Source organism: Herpetosiphon sp. (genome assembly GCF_003512625.1).
Classification (GTDB): domain Bacteria; phylum Chloroflexota; class Chloroflexia; order Chloroflexales; family Herpetosiphonaceae; genus Herpetosiphon; species Herpetosiphon aurantiacus.
The window spans coordinates 58,647-76,875 of record NZ_DOPT01000024.1 but is presented as its reverse complement, the minus strand read 5'-3'; the positions used below and the strand labels follow the sequence as shown (position 1 = coordinate 76,875).

The following is an 18,229-nucleotide window of genomic DNA, read 5'->3' as shown; positions in this document are numbered from 1 at the left end:
ATCTCTTAGCGCAACTTCGCGTTCTTCGCGGTTATAACTGAGCTTTTTTGATTTTTGCCTTCTGACTTTTGATTTTAGCCTTTTGCTGTCACAGCGATTATACCATCGGCTTGGGCTTGAATCGTATCGCGGTCGCTGGCGATTTCAGCATCAGGGATGGCATCGGGCAGGGCATCTTCCATGTAGCGCAAGGGGCGATAGTTGAAGCCAATCAAGGCCCAAATTGCTGCACCTAAGCCAACCACCACCATCAACAGGCCAATCCCGCGATCAGGCCCGACCCCGAAGAGCCAACCCAAACTGCTGCTGAGTGCGCCGTTTGGTTCGAGCAAAGGGCCAAACAAGTTATCAGCCAATGGCCCAGCCAGCCAATAGCCCAGCGGGATGCTGAGCATGGCCAGCATTTGGTTGGTTGCTTGCACCCGCCCTTGTAGCTCCAGGCCAACTTTGGTTTGAATGAGCACTTGCCAGTGGGCGTTGACCAGCGAAATCGCAAACCACATTCCAAACATCGCTAAGGCTACCAACCATACCGAAGGCCGCAACCCGGCCAAGGCAATGAAAAAGCCTTCGAGAATGACGAAGCCAACCATGCCTTCGGCACGACGCTGCAAACCGCCCCATAAGCTCATAAATAAGCCGCCGAGGAAGCCGCCCAAAGCACAAGCTGCGCTGACAATGCCTAATTCGGCAGGCCCGCCAAACGAAAGCACCAACGGACTCATGCTGATACTGGCGATGCCAAACCAGATGTTGCCCAAGGCGAAAAACAGCACCATCGCCACCAAACTTGGGCGCTTGATGATATATTCCCAGCCGCGCACAATTTCGCGCAGCAATGGCTCCTCGCGCTTGTGATAGAGCGTGTTGGGGAAGCGCACCAAGAACAATACTCCAATTCCCAAGCTGAACGAGATGAAGTCGAGCAAAAAGACCCCGCCCAAGCCAAAGAAGGCCACCATGCCGCCAGCAATAAACGGTGCAATCAGTCCGCCCGTAGCCGAGCCAAGCTGAATCACGCCGTTGGCATGGCCCAGATATTGTTTGGGCACAAGCTGGGTCATGGCTGCGGCATACGCTGGGCGCTGGAAGGTTCCGGCAATCGAGCTAATTGCCGCCGTGAGGTAAATATGCCAAACCTCAAGTTTATTGGCCCACAGCAACATTGCAATCACAATTGTCGAAAGCGCCGAAATTGTATCAGCAATAATCATAATCCAGCGCCGATCCCAGCGGTCGGCAATTGCTCCAGCCAATGGCGAAACCAGCAAACTTGGCAGCATCGAGGCAATCGCGGTAAAGGCAAAATCGCTGACCGTGCCAGTTCGTTGATAGATCCAAATGCCCAAGGCGAAACTTGATAAACTTGAGCCAAGCATCGAAACCAATTGGCCTAACGCAACCATAAAGAAAATTCGTAGGCTGGGCATGCTGGTTTTATGCGATTTTGATTTGGCGGCAGTTGGCTGAATTGGCCGTGGTTGTTGCCATTGCTCGGTTTGTTGCTCGATAATTTGGCCCAATTCGCTGGCCTGATGTTTGAGAAAATAATGGCCAGCGTGGGGAATTACATGCAGCGTCACATTGTTGCTGAAATATTCCCATTCGCGGTAGCGCTCTTGGTAATATTCGGTCGCTCGATCCATCTCGCCGATGATACAGGCGATTGGAGCTTTGAGTTGTTGCGACTGTTTTTGGGCAAAGGCTTGGGTGAAATAGCGCTCAACTTCACGCGCATCATGGCGCAAACTGCGCATCACAAAGGTTTGTTCAGCTTGATCGACAATTTCGGTGAAGCCACCCAACGCGCGGAGAAAATCGCGATATGTCCGATCCGACATCCAACGATCGGCGGGCATAAGTTTGTTGAGCCATTCAAAGAAGCGGCCTGGCACGCGAGCCGCCGGAAAATTGCCACCGAGCACAATCCCCTGAACGTCGCGGCCTGCTTGCTCCAACAAACGGCCAATTTCCACGGTCATGGCGCTGCCCACACAATGGCCATACAACACAATTGGCCCTTGGGTTTTGGTTTGAATTTCGCTGGCAAGCTGACTCGCCACGACTTCTAAGGCTTGCAATGGCTCGTCGGGGCGGCTGAAATCGTGGCCAGGTAGCTCGGCGGCCAATAACCGATAGCCCTTGGGCATGGCTTGGGCCAATGGTTGATAGGTGATCGCGCTGCCGCCACCATAGGGAATTGCCACAATCGTGGTGTGCTGTTTAGCCTGTGCTTTGCTCAATTCATAGAGCATGCCGCCGCTCTCAGCGCTGCTTGCACCCGAGAGATGAGCGGCCAATTCACGCACTGTCGGATATTTGAACAGCGTCATAACGCTGATATGGCTGCCAATTTTGCGCACCACCCGAATCGCTTTAAATGATTCGCCGCCTAAATCGAAGAAATTATCGTCGATGCCAACCTGATCAAGCCCCAAAACCTCGGCCCAAATTCCTGCCAATTCATGTTCAGTGGCGGTTTGTGGCGCAACGTAACTATCGAGATTGCGCTCGTTGCTGGGGGCGGGCAAGGCGCGGCGTTCGATTTTGCCATTGGGGTTCAACGGCAATCCATCTAATTCAACAAAGGCGGTTGGCACCATATAATCGGGCAAACTATTGCGCAAGGCCTCGCGAATGCTGCCAATATTCAGGCTTTGGCCTGCTTCTGGCACGATATAGGCGACCAAGCGCTTATCACCTGGCGTGTCTTCGCGCAAAATCACTACACTATTGGCAACCTGTGCCTGAGCTTGAATCGCGGTTTCGATCTCGCTTAACTCAACCCGATAGCCACGAATTTTGACTTGTAGATCGATCCGACCCAAAAATTCAATCGCGCCATCAGGCTGATAGCGCACCAAATCGCCGCTGCGATAGAGCCGCGCTCCAGCTTCGGTACTAAATGGATTGGGCACAAAACGCTCGGCGGTCAGATCGGGCCGCCCGATGTAGCCACGCCCCACACCAGCGCCGCCAACGTAGAGTTCGCCTGGTACACCTTGCGGCGTTGGCTGCATTCGGCGATCGAGCACATAAATTTGCACATTGCCCAATGGCCTGCCAAGTGGCACGGTGCTGCTGGGGTAGTGTGGTTGGCTGGGAATTGGATAGGTCAGCATGGAAACCGTGGTTTCGGTTGGTCCATAGTGGTTTTGCAGTTGCACGCTAGGCTGAAGTTGGCGAATATCGCTAAGCTGCTCCCAAAGGCTGGCTTCGCCCGCCAAAATCAAGCGCTGCTTGGGAATGACATCGGCCAAGTTGTTCAAGCCGCGCATGGCCTCGAAATGGCTGGGTACAAGTTTCATCACATCGATGCGATGCTGGCGAAAGTAGGCTGCAAACGCTTCGGGATCAGTGGCGCGTTCATAGGCCACGATATGTAATTCGCCGCCGCTGCACAAGGCTCCATACACATTGGTTGTGCCAAGATCTGCCGCGAAGGTCGAAACCAAGGCATAGCTCCAGCCATCTTCGGCTTCAATTCGTTGCAATAAGCCTTGAATATAGTTGACATAATTATGGTGTTCGATTGCCACACCTTTGGGGCGGCCAGTCGAGCCAGAGGTAAACAGCACATACATCAAACTGCGCGGCTCAAGCGCCAAATTCAAGTTGTGCGTTGGCGCTTGGGCAATCGTCGGCCATGCTTGGTCGAGGCACAGCACCTCAAGATCAAGTTTTGGCAATTCGGCGGCTAGCTCAGCGTGGGTAAGCAGCAAACTCACTGCACCATCTTCGAGCATAGCGCTGATGCGATCTTGGGGGTAAATTGGGTCGATTGGCACATAGGCCGCGCCCGCTTTGAGAATTCCCAACGCGCCAACCAATAAATCCAACGAGCGATCGATAAACAAGCCTACTCGCATATCGCAGCCGATGCCGCGTTGGCGCAAGCTATGTGCTAGTTGGTTGGCGCGTTGATTCAATTCGGCGTAGCTCAGGGTTTGGCCTTCAAAATGCAAGGCCGTGCGCTCTGGGACTCGCGCCGCTTGAGCTTCGAACAAACGCACAATCGAATCAACCGCAGGATAATTGGCGCTGGTGCTGTTCCAGGTTTGCAGCAATTGTTGGCGTTCGCTGCTGCTCAGCAAAGGCAAATGCTCGATGCTGGCATCGGGATTGGTCACCGCATATTCCAACAAGCTATGGAAATGGCTGGCCATGCGTTCGATCGTGCTGCGCTCAAACAGATCGGTATTGTATTCAAAAGTGGCACGATTGGCGGCCAAATTCAGATTAATATCAAATTTAGCGCTGCCAGTTTCAATTGCCCCGCCAAATTGCAAGCCAAATTCACCTGAATCGACAGTTTGGATGCTGGTGGTTTGATGCACAAACAGGGCTTGAAACAGTGGGTTATGGCTCAAACTGCGTTCGACTTTGAGCACATCAATCAAGTGTTCGAGCGGCATATCTTGATGCTCGAAAGCGGCCAACGAGGTTTGGCGCACTTGGGCAATTAGGCTACGAAAGCTAGGCGAGCCAGCCAAATTGACCCGAATTGGCAAGGTATTGACGAAAAATCCAATCAGATTTTCGATTTCGCGGCGGGTGCGATTGGCAATCGGCGTACCAATAATCAGATCGCTTTGGCCTGAATAGCGATAGAGCAAAACCTGAAAAGCCGCCATAAACAGCATAAACGGCGTGGCTCGCTCTTGGCGGCTCAAGCGCTCAACCGCCTCGACCAAACTCCAAGGTAGATGATATTCGACGGTTGCCCCAAGGTCGCGTTTGACCGCTGGTCGCGCATGGTCGGTTGGCAAATTGAGCAAGGGTAGCGTGCCGCTTAATTGTTCTTGCCAAAAATTTAAATGTTGCTGATACACTTGCTCAAGCACATAACGTTTATGCCAAACCGCAAAATCGGCATATTGAATTGGCAGCGCTGGTAGCTCAAGTTGCTCGCCGCGTAGCCCAGCTTCGTAAAGTTGGCCTAGCTCACGCAACAAGACCCCAATCGACCAACCATCGCAGGCAATATGGTGAATCGTCAATACCAATTCAGCGTGATCAGCAGCCGTGTGCAGCAACAATCCGCGTAGCATTAAATCTTTGCTGAGATCAAACGGCTGCTGACTGTGGCGTTCGATCTGCTGCTGGCGTTGACTGGCTTGTTGCTCATTGCTCAGCCCACGGAGATCAACAAGCTCCAAATCAAGGCTGCGGAATGGCTGAATAACCTGCATTGGCTGGTCGTTGAGCACTTCGATCGTGCTACGCAGCACTTCATGGCGCTGAATAATTTTATCAAGACAAGTTTGCAATACAGAAACATTAATTTCACCAGCAATGCTAAATGTGGCTGGAATGTGATAGGCGGCGCTTTCTGGTTGCCACTGGCTTAAAAACCACAGCCGTTGTTGGGCAAACGAAAGTTCAAAGGCTGGATGTTCGCCGATCCGAGCCAGCGCTGGAATGCTGGGCACTGGCTTGGCGGCTTGGCGTTGGCGCAGACGTTGGGCCAACAAGGCGCGGCGTTCGGGCGAAAGATCTTCAAGCTGGCGTGCGACTTCGGTCATACTTGCTCACCTCGGCGTTGTTTCAAGCGTTGAGCTAAGAGCGCTCGTTGTTCAGCGGGCAGGGCTGCCAACTGAGCGGCTCGTTGCACTTTGGGGTCGGGAGTCAAGCTTGGCACGACGCTAGTTTGGCGTGGTTGCAGGTTGAGAAAATAGCGTTCGAAATGTTCGATGCCAATGTTGTTGATAAAATTCAGCGCGGCGGCTTGCGAACGTTGAGCCAAATCGTTGTAATGCTCACGATCGTTCAGCAAACGGCGCAAGGTGGTTTCCCAAGGCGTAACATCTTGGGCCGGCACAACTGGAATTGCCGTATAAACTTTGGCTGAAATGCTGCTATATTCGCGAATTTGGGTGACTGGCAGCAGATATTCCACACCCAGTTTGGCTTCGGGCAAGCCGCCAACATCGCTCGCCAGCACTGGGATGCCACGCAGCATCGCATCAACCACCACCTGACCAAACGATTCGCCCCACAGCGATGGCACCAACAGCACTTTGACATGCTTGAGCACCTCGTTCATATCGGGCGAGGGCTGAATAAATTGCACATTTGGCAAGGCTTCGAGAATTGCCCGATCTTTGCCGGTGGTTGACCACGTGGGCACGGCGGCAAACTGCACCTCGGGCATGCGCTGGGCTAATTCAATAAAAATCGGGCTACCCTTGAGCATCGACGGATTGATCATCGTGACCGCGCCTTGATCGAAGTTGGCAAGGAACGGGAACGGGCCTGAGCCATACGATGGGAAGCGTAGTACAGTCGAATCGAGATTGCCCCATTCTTTGGCGTAGCGTTGCAAGTATTCGCTGACACAGATTAAATCGGCCATTTGTTGCAAGGTGCGGGTTTTGGTTGGGTCGTCAACGAAGCATTCGGGGCCGAATGGCAGAGTTGCTTGGCTATGCGAAAGAAAAATAGCGCGGCCTGGATTTGCTTCGTGTGCCACCTCGACCCATAAAAATGAGCGATCTTCGGTGACGATCGTCCAATCGATGTGAAATTCGTTGGTAATGCGATGAATGAGTTTGGTGAAGAAGCTCAGCGAGCCGCCTGAGGCATAAACATCAACCCCATTCATGTGATAATGCACCAGATCGGGATGGCTAGCATCGACCACCTGAATTTGGCGTTGCTCCAGTTGCTTGAGCAACTTTTCTTTGCCGTTTTTCTCGCGATTTTCTTCCAGCGGGTAGAGCACGATACATTTGTGTCCGCGCTCGACGAGGCCTTCCATCAAAAAACGATTGGCTTTATGCGCCCCGCCAGAGACGAACAAATAATCAAGCGGCTGAATTAGCAAAAAGTTCATGCGGTGAGCGCTCCTTCATCAGCTAACAAGGCTTGAATTTCTTCATCGGAGAGGCCATCAAGTTCGTTCAACAGGTCGGCGAGTTCGGCATCATCGGCATTAGCAATTTGATATTGCTCGATCAATTGGGCCGTGGCGGCGATGGTTGGCTCAACGCCAAGCAAGACTGAAAGTGGAATTTCCACCGCAAACGTGCTGCGAATCGCTGAAACAATTTGGGTTGCTAACAGCGAGTGGCCGCCAGCATCAAAGAAATCATCAAGCACACCAATATTGGGAGTATCCAAAATATTTTCCCAAATCGCGGCGATCTGCTGTTCAAGCGGTGTGCGTGGGGCAACATAATTTTCACTAACGGTCAGCAAGGCAAAATCTGGCTCAGGCAAGGCTGCTAAATCGAGTTTGCCATTGGGCGTGCGTGGCAATTCTTTCACGACCGTATACGAGAGCGGTACCATATATTTGGGCAGCATGCTCTCCAAATAGCGGTAAATATCGCGATAGTAGGGCATAACTTCGCCGTGTAACACCAAATACGAGACCAACCGCTCGGTCTGGTTATGGTCGTGATGCAGCGTGACGACGGCGTGGCGCACATTAGGATATTCCATCAAGAGCATTTCAATTTCGCCTGGATCGATGCGATAGCCGCGATGCTTAATTTGATGATCAATGCGTCCGCGAAACTCAAGGCTGCCATCGCTCAAGCGCCGCACCAAATCGCCAGTGCGATACATCCGACTGCCCGCTTGGTCGCTCCATGGATTGGGCAAAAAGCGCTCGGCAGTTTGATCGCCAAGGCCAAGGTAGCCATGGGCTAAGCCAACACTGCTGACCAATAATTCGCCAACCGCCTCGCCTTCGACCAAATTTAAGTGCTCATCAACGATATAGGTTTGGCTATTGCTGATAGCGTTGCCAATGCTGACGGCCATACCGTAGCGTAAAGACTGGCTCATGGTGGCGCAAACGGTGACTTCGGTCGGGCCATAGGCATTGATAAAACGGCGGTTTGTCCCCCAACGGGCCACAATTTCAGCGGTGCAAGCCTCGCCTGCCGAAACGATGGTTTGTAAATTGGGCAAGTCGCGTGGATCGAGCAACGCCAGCACCGAAGGCGGCAGGGTGGCAACCGTGATGTGGTGATCACGCAGGGTTGTCAATAAGTCTGGGCCGGGCAAAAGATCGTTCGTTGGGGCTACAAACAAAGTTGTAGCCTGAAAAAAAGCCGTCAGCATCTCAGAAATCGAAGCATCGAAGCTTGGCGAGGCAAACTGCAAAATTCGTGATTGGCTGTTGATGCCAAAGCGCTCGGTTTGAGCAGCCGCCAAATTGGCCAAACCGCGATGCGGCACGAGCACGCCTTTGGGCTTGCCAGTTGAGCCAGAGGTATAAATGATATAGGCCAGATCGTCGGGTGTAAGTTGATGTTCAGGGGCATGGCTTGGTTGCTGTGCAAGCTCAGCGGCTAATTGCTCAAAAATATGCAATTGTTGCTCAGGAAACTGGCTGGCGGTGAGTTGGGTTGCCAGTACCAAACTCGCGCCACTATTGCCCAACATATATTTAAGCCGTTCTTGGGGATAGCCTGGATCAAGCGGCAAGTAGACTGCGCCAGCCTTCCAAATCGCCACGGCGGCGATCATTGCCTCGACTGAGCGCTCAAAGCACGCGCCAACTGTGTGGCCACGATGCACTCCTTGGCGGTGTAAATAATGGGCAAGCTGATTGGTGCGCTGTTCGAATTCAGCGTAACTCAACTTGAATGTGCTGGTAGCAATGGCAATAGCCTGTGGCGAATGCTGGGCGTGCGTGCTGATAACATCATGCACAAAAACTGTGCCTGTGCGGTCGGCGGTGATCGGCGCTAATGTCGCTATTGACATAACACGGCTCCTTCGCATCGTTTTAGATTGTAGTTTTAGAATTGTTGCGATGCCTATGGAGCAGCGATAGCCTCAGCGCAACCGCCAAATAGCCCCGTAGGCAGGGCATGGTGATCGGTTAGGGGAATCATCAAATACACACGACTCTTCAAGTCCATACTATACGCCAAAGCCATGGCTTTTGTCAATTTGTTGGATGAACAAACAATTGAACAACTATGAAAATTCTACGCTTGCTTGTAGCTTAATCGGCTAAACAATCGGCCAAAAAAACAATCGGATGCTGGGCGATTACGCCTGTGCCAGCCTCAATTTGATGGCGACAAGACATGCCAGCTGCAAGAATTGGCTGGTGGCTGCTGCGAATCGCTGGAAATAGGCGCTGCTCGCCACAAGCCATTGAAACTTCATAATGCTCACGTTCATAGCCAAACGAGCCAGCCATTCCGCAACAACCGCTCTCAATTTCGTGGACTGCTAAGTTTGGCACGAGCCGCAACATCGCCAACAGAGGGTTGGTGCTGATCAAGGCTTTTTGATAGCAATGACCATGCACCAAAACCTGATCGGCTGGTAGCTGCTCTTTCCAATGCCAAGTAACGCCCTCAGCCGCCAGCTTAACCAAAAATTCTTCAATGAAATAGCTTTGTGCTGCCACGATGTTGGCAGCCTTGGTCGTCACCAGCGCTGGGTATTCATCGCGAAAGCTGGCAATACAACTTGGTTCTAGCCCAATAATTGGCACGCCCAACTCAGCGAATGGCGCGAGTAGTGCGATATTATACTCAGCATTTGCCCGAGCCTCGGCCAACATTCCCTTAGAAATTAATGGCCTGCCACAACAATGCCGTTCTTCGATTAAATAAACCTTGTAGCCTGCTGCGCTAAGCATTTTGACCGCTGCTTGGCCGATCTGAGGTTCGTTGTAGAGCGTAAAGGTATCATCCCACAGAATCAATGGGCCAAGCGGCGCAGCTTGGTTTTGGGTTTGGCGTTTAAACCATGTCCGAAATGAGCTACGCGCCAAAGCTGGCAGTTGCCGTCGTTGATCGATGCCCAAACTGCGATCGAGTAGCCAACGGGTGATTGGTTGCGCCAAAACCCAATTATTTAAGCGTGGAACCAACATGCCGAGTTGGTTGATTTTAGCGATCTGGCCAAACAAACGGCTGCGCCAGGGCACGCCATGAGTTGCTTGATAGTGCGCTAGCCACTCCGATTTGAGCCGCGCCATATCAACAATCGATGGGCATTCGCGTTTACAAGCCTTGCATTCAAGGCATAAATCCATGGCCTCGTGCAATTCAGGGCTGCTCAATCCAGCCGTTCCAAGCTGACCAGTCATGGCTGCACGTAGGGCATTGGCACGGCCACGAGTCGAGTTGGCCTCGTCGTGAGTCGCCATATACGATGGACACATTACGCCTGCATCATCTTTGCGGCAAACCCCTTGGCCGTTGCACATCTCGACTAAGCCAGCAAAACCGCCATCAGGCGTAAAATCAAAAAAAGTTACGCTGGGCGCATGCGGCGTTTGGTAGCTGGGGTTGATGCGCAGGATTTCAGGTTGCCACGGCTGGGGTGCGGTCAAAATCTTGCCTGGGTTGAAGATTTGGTTTGGGTCGAACAATTGCTTGATTTCGCCAAAAGCTTGATGCAGTTCCGTGCCATACAATTTTTGATTGAAGGCAGATCGAGCCAAACCCTCGCCATGTTCGCCCGTGGTTGTGCCGCCAAGGCTAATTGCTAAACTAGCAACGGCCTGCGAAATTTGAGCCATCTGGGCTAAACCATGCTCAGTTTTCAAATTAATTAATGGATTGATGTGTAAGCAGCCAACCGAGGCATGAGCATAAAACGTGGCTTCAGTGCCAGCTTCGCGGCAAATCGCTTCAACGCCACGGGCATATTCGGCCAAACGTTCGACTGGCACGGTTGCGTCATCAACAAAAGCCAGGGGTTTGGCATCGCCGCGCTGGCTCATCAACAAGCCTAATCCAGCCTTGCGCACCGCCCAAACATTGGCAATGGCAGCGGGTGTTGTTTCGCGCACAATCAGGCCAGTTTCGCCCAACGCGCGTAAATGAGCTTCTAAGGCCGCATCGTTGGCAGCTAATTCAGTGGAATCGGTTCCCGCCCATTCAACAATTAAGACCACCCGTGGCTCGCCCACCACAAAACTCAGGCGCGAACCATACTCAGGGTTTTGGCGAGTCAAATTAATAAAATAGCGATCAAATAATTCGACAGCGCTTGGCTGAAAGCGCAGAATTTCGGGTACTAAAGCCAAGGCTCGCTGAAGATCATCAAAATGCCAGAGTGCCAACCGTGTGACCTTTGGCCGTGGTACCAAGCTGAGTTGGGCGGCAACCGTCAAGCCGAGCGTGCCCTCGCTACCAACCAAAATTGGCACAGCGCTAAATGGTTGTTGCTGTTGCTGGCGTTGCAGCAGGCGTTGGAGATTGTAGCCTGCCACATTGCGCCAAACTTGTGGATAATCGCGCTCAATGTTGGGAGCATAACGCTCAACAATTTGGCCAAGTTGAGCTTGAATCTGTTGCTGACGCGGATTATTGGCTGCTTGGGTTGACCAAATCGCCAGCGAGCTATCATCTAAAATCGTTTCCATGGCGAGGGTATGATCAACAGTCATGCCATAGACAATTGAATGCGAGCCAGTTGAATTATTGCCGAGCATGCCGCCGATCGTGGCCGAAGCACTCGACGAAGGGTCGGGGCCAAACATTAGGCCATGTGGTTTGAGGAAATTATTCAAGCGATCAAGCGTGCAGCCAGCTTCAACCCAAATCTGGCGGCTACTTGGATCGAATTTGCCAATTTGGCCGAATGAATGCGAAAGATCGACGATAATGCCCGCGCCAATCGCTTGGCCCGAGAGGCTTGTGCCACCGCCACGCGGCACAATTGGCACATGGTAGCGTTGAGCAATTTCGACGATTGCCTGCAAATCGGCGCGATCGTGCGGAATAACCACCGCTTTGGGCATGACGGCGTAGGAAGAGGCATCGGTGCTATACAGCGCACATGTCAAGCGGTCGGCGTGAACCTTGCCACGAACCGACCGCTGAAGTGCAGCCAAAACCTCAGCCTGAAGTTCTGCTGCGTGATTCATCGTTAGTAGCCGCGACTAGCATTAACCATGGCACTGCGTCCGCTCAAAATTTCGAGGAATTGCTGATGATCCATGGGATGCGAGAACATTGGATAATCTTTGCTGATTGCGCCTTGTTGCTCTTCGGCGCTGGTGGCGGCCACGCAATCGGTCAAAGTGATGACATTGTAGCCACGTTCATAGCCTGAGCGCATGGTCGATTCGACGCAGCAGTTGGTCAAAAAGCCCGCCAAAACCAAGTTGGTCAAGCCACGGCTGCGCAAAATAAAATCGAGGTTGGTGCTGGCGAAGGTATCGAGGCCACGCTTGCCCTCGATCACAATATCGCTGCTTTCTGGGGTCAGCACATCGACCAATTCTGCGCCCCATGTGCCCTTGCGAAAGGCATTGTTATCGACCACGCCCTTGAGAATGCCATAGGGATGGCTGGTAATTTCGCGGTAGCCTTCGGCAAATGAAATTGGCGCATGAATGATCGTCACGCCTGCTTCACGCGCTTGTTTGACCGTTTCGATCGCGTTGGCCAGCATATTGGTAGCTTGCATACTTTCGGCAACAGCACCGTGGAGCGCCCCGCCTTCCGAGGTGAAATCGTTTTGAAATTCAATCAAGACCAGTGCGGTTGTGGATGGATCGATCTGCATACTATCTCCCTTGTGGCTGAAATGGAGAACGCTGATCGGGCGGCATCGATGTGAGCTACATTGCCCAAGCCCATTATCACAAAGAACTAATTGAAGATCAAGAGCAAGAAAATCAAAAGGCAGAAGTCAAAAGGCAGAAGATAGATTACTCGTTTAACGCAGCAGCGCAGAGAAAAGTATGGCTATCGGCTATCTGTAATGGTTTATCGCATTAACAACCGCCCGCAAGGCGAGGTGAACCGCCCCAGGAGTGCTCCCCTCGCCCGCCGCCGTGGGAGAGGGGCTGAGGGTGAGGGCATGGCATGGTTGCCAACCGAATGAACCATTCCAGCTATGGGCTATCGGAACACGTTTAGGTATTCCCATGATTGTCGCTAGCCAAAAGCCCATCGCCTGCTGTATCCTTCGTGCTCTTCGTGTCCTTCGTGGATCAACAACCGAACTGGCATCTACTCAATTGTTTTGGCGGTAACCTCAATTGCCTGTTGCAAATTAGCGTAGGTTTGTAAGTTTTGCTGAATCAAGCCAGTGTGCACCAATTCTTCGGCTACAGCGGGCGTTACCCCAACCAAAACTGGCTCACAGCCGAGCAAACGCAACATTTGCAATAATTGCTGCATACTAGCCGCCGCCGCTTGATCAATCGCCGAAACCCCAGTTATATCAAACAGCAAGATTTTGATCCGTTTGGCTTCAACATAATGTCCAGCCGAATCGGTAGCAATTTTGATCCGTTCAGCTGACAAATTGCCAATTACGGGCATAATTGCCATGCGATTGCGCAATGGAATAATCGGAAACTGCATCTGCTGCACGGTGGTTTGCAATGCGCTGCGTTCAGCCATACTGTGCTCTAAATCGGCCAAGGTTTTTTGCAAGGCCTCGTTTTGTTGTTGGGCATGGGTATGTGAGCTTGCTAATTCGCGTTGCGATTGCTCAAGCGCGGTTGAACGCTCTTGCAAAGTGCTATAGGCTTTTTGCAAGGTCGTATCAAAGCGGCGGCGCGTCAACAAAAAGAAAATCGGTACTTGAATTAAAATGCCACCAAGCATAAATAAGAGCGTAACTCGCAAGCGTTCAAGCGATTGGCGTTGAAACTGCGAGGCTCGATCAACAATTTGGCGGCGCTCATTGACCATTACGCGAGCATTGGATTCCATGTTTACTAAAACAGGAATTAATGCTTGTACCGAATGATCTGAGATATTGAAGCGAGTTTGATTTTCCAGCGTAAAAAATTCACGCTTAATCACCTCAAATGAGCTGCGTTCGAGCATGCTGCGCTGATCTTCATGCTCAACCCGATAAAAATCACTCAGTACATTAATTCGGCTGCCAACTAAATTACGTCGCAACACAAACTCGTTGCCTAAATTGGGCGTGCCCATACTAATTTCGTTGGCAATTACCCGCAAGCGTAGAATTTCGCGCTCAAGCTGAGTTGGGTTCCAAATACCGCCATCAAGGGTAAAAAAGCGCGTTGCCATGCCTAAAGTTTGTAAATTAAAGCCCAACAGCACAAGCAAGACCAAAAAGATCAAGCTTGTGCCTGCCAGTACCAATCGATGAATCCAGCGGCGAGGTTGCATTATTTAATCTCCATACTCCGCAACTGCCAGATCCACATACCAACATATTTTTCATGCTCAAGCTTGTAGGCGTGGTATGGAAAAACAATTTCCAACGGGCCTTTATCGGCGACGGCCATGCGCTCACCATCAATCCGAGTCGCCAAGATGACAGGCATTGTGCGTAATTCATCGATTGGAATATCAACGCTATAATCATTCAGCGCTACAGCTTTGACCGTTTTGGCTCCCTCAGTAACCTTAGCCGCCTCAAAGATACTGCTGATCAAAACCCCTTGGTAGGTGACGGTGCGACCCAAAAAGGGATCTTCGAGGGTATATTCAACCACGTCCAATTGCTCAAGCGTTTCCATACTAAAATCGAGTTGTTGGGCATTGTTGGTCTGGCCAATTAGGCCGCTGAGGCTCAAAATAACCTCTGAATTAGGGGCTGGAATCGCCTCACCAGCTTTGATCGAGGCTGGAGTAATAACTTTGTAGGTGCTCGCCGGATCGATGGTGGTTTCGCCACAAGCAACCAAACTCCCCAAAACAACCATAGTAACCATCAATAACCGAAACCCAGTGTGCAACGAGCGGCCCATGCGGCAGCCTCCTCAAACCAACGGCAGACAACAAAGTGTAAAGTAATGTTAAGCGCAATATAGCTTATACCTATGCTACGCCAAGATAGTAATTTGTGCAATTTGCCCAAGGTCGTGTCTTAATTTAGCCGTCATCCCCCATTATTGGGAATAGTTGAACCAAATTCATCCACCAAATAGGGGATGCTGCAAGCCAATAACGTTTTACACTTAAACAACAATTACGCCAAACGCTGGCTTGGGCTTAGTTTAGCGCCGATTTAACTAAAAAAGGGTTGTTATGCAACAACCCTTGGTAAGCAAACCTGAACTTGGTTATTTGGCAAAGACGCGGTAAATCGCGCCGCCAGCGTCATCGGAAATATATAAACTACCGTCACGGCCCACAATTACATCAACTGGTCGGCCCCAAACCGCTCCAGCATCGGTCAGCCAGCCAGTGGCAAAATCTTGGGCATTGCCAGCTTTGCCATCAGTTACGGGAATAAACACCACTTTATAACCCGTTGGGCTTGAGCGATTCCATGAGCCGTGGAAAGCCACAAACAAGCCGCTTTGATAGGGTTCGGGGAAGTTGCTGCCGTTGCCAAATGCCAAACCGAGCGGAGCGCTGTGGGCTTGCATCTCGACCGCAGGCGGCGTAACACCTTGGCAGGCATTGGCATCTTTGCCAAATTCAGGGTCGGCAATCCGCCCTGAGTGACAGCGAGGCCAGCCAAAATCCAGGCCAGCGCTGGTTGCCACGTTGACAGTTTCTGGTGGTTGGTCGTCGCCCAACATGTCGCGACCATTGTTGGTAGCCCACAATTCATTCGTGCCAGGCCGCCAAGTAATGCCCACCGCGTTGCGTAAGCCCTTGGCATAAATTCGGCCATTGCTGCCATCGGGATCATATTCCATCACGGTTGCCCGTCGCTCATCTTCTTCGTTGCAAACATTGCACGATGAACCAACCGCCACATACAATTTGCTTTCATCAGGGCTGAATAGCAAGGTGCGGGTGCTATGGCCGCCAGCAGGCAAGCCATCGATGATCGTTTGGCGTTGAGTATATTTGCCTTCAGCATCAGGCTGGGTTAATTTGATCACTTTGGTGGTTTCGGCGACATATAAATTTCCAGCTTGGTCGAAAATCATGCTTGAGGGTGAATCGAAGCCATCAGCAATCACCTCAACGCCATCAGCCAAACCATCGGCGTTGCGATCAGGCAAGCGGACAATCCGATCCTCCCCACGCTCAGCGGTATAAATCGCGCCATCAGGGCCAATCGCCAACATGCGCGGGCCAGCCAGCTTACTTTGAAACACACTAATGCCAAAGCCATCGGGCAAAGTAACCGCATCGGTTGGCTCGACTACGGCGGTTGGCGCGTTGCGTGCTGGCTTGCCTGCACTTGTTGTTGGCTCAGGGCTTGGTACAATACTAGTTGTTGCGGTGGCAACAGGTGTGGTGGAACTGCCAGCGGCTTGGTTGAGCGGCACGGTGGTTGGTGCAATCGGCGCATCGACTTGTTGCTCGCCACAAGCGGCCAACAAACCAAGCAAACTGATCAAAAGCAGAGCTTTGCGCATGGTACCTCCTAAACATCATCATAAGAAAGGTATCACAACTCATGGATTTATTTAGCTATCAAGCTAGCCAAAGCAATGATGCCCCCTTGGCGGCTCGTATGCGCCCGCGAACTCTCGCCGAGTACGAGGGCCAAACCAAAATTGTGGGCGAAGGGCGTTTGCTGCGTCGCCTGATCGAGCGCGATCAATTGATTTCGTTGATTTTATGGGGGCCACCTGGCACTGGCAAAACCACCCTCGCGCGAATTATCGCTGGAGCTTCTTCGGCACATTTCGAGCCACTATCGGCGGTCAGCGCTGGCGTAGCCGAATTACGCAAAGTCGTTAAAGAGGCGAACGAGCGCCGTGGAATGTATGGCAAACGCACAGTATTGTTTATCGATGAAATTCATCGTTGGAACAAAGCGCAACAGGATGCCGTACTGCCAGCGGTTGAGGATGGCACGGTCACCTTGATTGGTGCAACCACTGAAAATCCATCGTTTGAAATTAATCGCGCCTTACTTTCACGCTGTCGGGTGATTGTGCTCGAAGCCTTGGAAGATGCCGCAATCGATAAGATCATCGAACGCGCATTAAACGACAACGAACGCGGTTTGGGCAAACAGCAGGTGCAACTTAGCCCCGAAGCCCGCGATATGTTGATTCATCTGGCAAGTGGTGATGCCCGCGCCGCCTTGACTGCGCTCGAAGCCGCCGCATTAACCCAAGTTCCTGAGCCAAACGGCCAACGCCTGATCGATCTTGAGGCGATTGTTGAGGCCTACCAACGCCGCAACGTGGCCTACGACAAAACTGGCGAATTGCATTACGACGCAATTTCAGCCTTGCATAAATCAGTCCGTGATAGCGACCCCGATGGCGGCTTATATTGGCTGGCTCGTATGCTTGAGGGCGGCGAAGACCCGCTGTATGTGGCCCGCCGCGTGATTCGTATGGCAGTCGAAGATATTGGCTTAGCCGACCCACTGGCTTTGGGAATTTGTGTGGCAGCCCAGCAAGCTGTGCATTTTATGGGTGCTGGTGAAGGGGCATTGGCCTTGGCGCAAGCCGTCGTTTATCTGGCCCAAGCACCAAAGAGCAATGCGGTCTATCGGGCGTATGGCGCAGTCTTGCACGATGTTGAGGCTACCCGCAACGAACCAGTGCCGCTGCATCTACGCAACGCGGTCACTGGCTTGATGAAGGGTTTAGGCTATGGATCGGGCTACCAATATGCCCACGATTTCAAAGATGCCCAGGTTGAACAGGAGCATCTACCGCCGAATTTAGCGGGGCATCGCTATTACTACCCGACTGATCATGGCTATGAAGCGCGGGTTCAGCAACGCTTGGCATGGCGTTACCCTGAGGATCAAGCTGCAACGTCGGAAGCTTCCACATCAGCCACGACACCCCAATCCCCACCGCCAAAAGGATGAGCCACAGCCACCAAACTGGTTTGGCCCAGGCTGAAATTGCTAAGGTTGGCCACAAAACCACCAACGTGACCACCTTAGCTCGCAAGGGCATGCCCCGTTTATCGCGAAAATTGCGAATATAGCTGCCCAAATAGCGATTGTTGATCAGCCAGTTGTACCAGCGTTGCGAACCACGCATATAGCAGGCCGCCGAGGCCAACAACGGCCCAGTGGTGGGAATTAACGGCACGAAAATGCCAATTACACCTAATATTAGAAAAATAGTCCCAAGACTAATCCAAAGCAGTTTGCGAATTGATGTCATACCATGAATCCTTCAATCTATACTACTGCTATTATAGCGCTGCTTGGGAGCAGTTTCCGTAACTTTTGTTGGCTAATTTGCTCAAACATCATTACGAATGTCACAAAAAAGCGCAGCAGGTCAATGTTCTGCTGCGCTAAATGCTTATGGCGATGCCCTCACCCTCTTGTAGATTTTAAGATCCCTCACCCCCAACCCCTCTCCCACTGCGGTGGGAGAAGGGCGTTTGGTTTGGTGGTTGCCCCTCGCCTGCGGGGCGGG

9 protein-coding genes and 1 pseudogene are annotated in these 18,229 nt (G+C 51.9%); 1 reads left to right on the top strand and 9 read right to left on the bottom strand.

Annotated features, from left to right (window positions below; all coding sequences use genetic code 11):
* Window positions 1-74 precede the first annotated feature (74 nt).
* The 8 genes from DEF47_RS05885 to DEF47_RS05850 all read right to left on the bottom strand — a co-directional run bounded on the left by DEF47_RS05885 (window position 75) and on the right by DEF47_RS05850 (window position 16,243).
* A complete protein-coding gene (locus DEF47_RS05885; protein ID WP_012190664.1) occupies window positions 75-5,525 on the bottom strand; it encodes a non-ribosomal peptide synthetase/MFS transporter in 5,451 nt (1,816 codons plus the stop codon).
* Complete coding sequence (locus DEF47_RS05880; RefSeq protein ID WP_012190663.1) at window positions 5,522-6,835, bottom strand: glycosyltransferase family 4 protein; 1,314 nt, start codon at window positions 6,833-6,835, stop codon at window positions 5,522-5,524. The genes DEF47_RS05885 and DEF47_RS05880 overlap by 4 nt, the downstream gene beginning before the upstream one ends.
* The gene (locus tag DEF47_RS05875) at window positions 6,832-8,721 is read right to left on the bottom strand and encodes a non-ribosomal peptide synthetase (protein WP_012190662.1); all 1,890 of its coding nucleotides are present in this window, start codon (window positions 8,719-8,721) and stop codon (window positions 6,832-6,834) included. The genes DEF47_RS05880 and DEF47_RS05875 overlap by 4 nt, the downstream gene beginning before the upstream one ends.
* Before the next feature lie 244 nt (window positions 8,722-8,965).
* Complete coding sequence (locus DEF47_RS05870; protein ID WP_012190661.1) at window positions 8,966-11,854, bottom strand: FAD-binding and (Fe-S)-binding domain-containing protein; 2,889 nt, start codon at window positions 11,852-11,854, stop codon at window positions 8,966-8,968.
* Window positions 11,855-11,856: 2 nt separating this feature from the next.
* Complete coding sequence (locus DEF47_RS05865; protein ID WP_012190660.1) at window positions 11,857-12,498, bottom strand: cysteine hydrolase family protein; 642 nt, start codon at window positions 12,496-12,498, stop codon at window positions 11,857-11,859.
* A 449-nt stretch (window positions 12,499-12,947) separates the two neighbouring features.
* Window positions 12,948-14,087 carry an STAS domain-containing protein gene (locus DEF47_RS05860; protein WP_012190659.1) on the bottom strand — a complete coding sequence of 380 codons (1,140 nt, stop codon included), beginning with the start codon at window positions 14,085-14,087 and terminating at the stop codon, window positions 12,948-12,950.
* Window positions 14,087-14,671: a putative pterin-binding protein gene (locus DEF47_RS05855; protein WP_012190658.1), complete on the bottom strand. Its 585-nt coding sequence runs from the start codon at window positions 14,669-14,671 to the stop codon at window positions 14,087-14,089. The genes DEF47_RS05860 and DEF47_RS05855 overlap by 1 nt, the downstream gene beginning before the upstream one ends.
* Before the next feature lie 315 nt (window positions 14,672-14,986).
* Window positions 14,987-16,243 (bottom strand): PQQ-dependent sugar dehydrogenase, encoded by a 1,257-nt coding sequence (locus DEF47_RS05850; RefSeq protein WP_012190657.1) that lies wholly within the window; start codon window positions 16,241-16,243, stop codon window positions 14,987-14,989.
* Between the two features lie 41 nt (window positions 16,244-16,284).
* Here DEF47_RS05850 and DEF47_RS05845 point away from each other — a divergent pair, with 41 nt between their 5' ends.
* Window positions 16,285-17,664 (top strand): replication-associated recombination protein A, encoded by a 1,380-nt coding sequence (locus tag DEF47_RS05845; RefSeq protein ID WP_012190656.1) that lies wholly within the window; start codon window positions 16,285-16,287, stop codon window positions 17,662-17,664.
* A 4-nt stretch (window positions 17,665-17,668) separates the two neighbouring features.
* On the opposite strand, the pseudogene DEF47_RS25150 reads toward DEF47_RS05845, so the two are convergent.
* Window positions 17,669-17,968: pseudogene (locus DEF47_RS25150) on the bottom strand (YbaN family protein); the annotation flags it as partial.
* Between the last annotated feature and the right edge of the window lie 261 nt (window positions 17,969-18,229).

What these genes read in the sequence shown, in the direction of transcription:
- DEF47_RS05885 (WP_012190664.1), bottom strand. Translation starts at nt 5,525, where the DNA reads ATGACCGAAGTCGCACGCCAGCTTGAAGATCTTTCGCCCGAACGCCGC.
- DEF47_RS05880 (WP_012190663.1), bottom strand. Translation starts at nt 6,835, where the DNA reads ATGAACTTTTTGCTAATTCAGCCGCTTGATTATTTGTTCGTCTCTGGC.
- DEF47_RS05875 (WP_012190662.1), bottom strand. Translation starts at nt 8,721, where the DNA reads ATGTCAATAGCGACATTAGCGCCGATCACCGCCGACCGCACAGGCACA.
- DEF47_RS05870 (WP_012190661.1), bottom strand. Translation starts at nt 11,854, where the DNA reads ATGAATCACGCAGCAGAACTTCAGGCTGAGGTTTTGGCTGCACTTCAG.
- DEF47_RS05865 (WP_012190660.1), bottom strand. Translation starts at nt 12,498, where the DNA reads ATGCAGATCGATCCATCCACAACCGCACTGGTCTTGATTGAATTTCAA.
- DEF47_RS05860 (WP_012190659.1), bottom strand. Translation starts at nt 14,087, where the DNA reads ATGCAACCTCGCCGCTGGATTCATCGATTGGTACTGGCAGGCACAAGC.
- DEF47_RS05855 (WP_012190658.1), bottom strand. Translation starts at nt 14,671, where the DNA reads ATGGGCCGCTCGTTGCACACTGGGTTTCGGTTATTGATGGTTACTATG.
- DEF47_RS05850 (WP_012190657.1), bottom strand. Translation starts at nt 16,243, where the DNA reads ATGCGCAAAGCTCTGCTTTTGATCAGTTTGCTTGGTTTGTTGGCCGCT.
- DEF47_RS05845 (WP_012190656.1), top strand. Translation starts at nt 16,285, where the DNA reads ATGGATTTATTTAGCTATCAAGCTAGCCAAAGCAATGATGCCCCCTTG.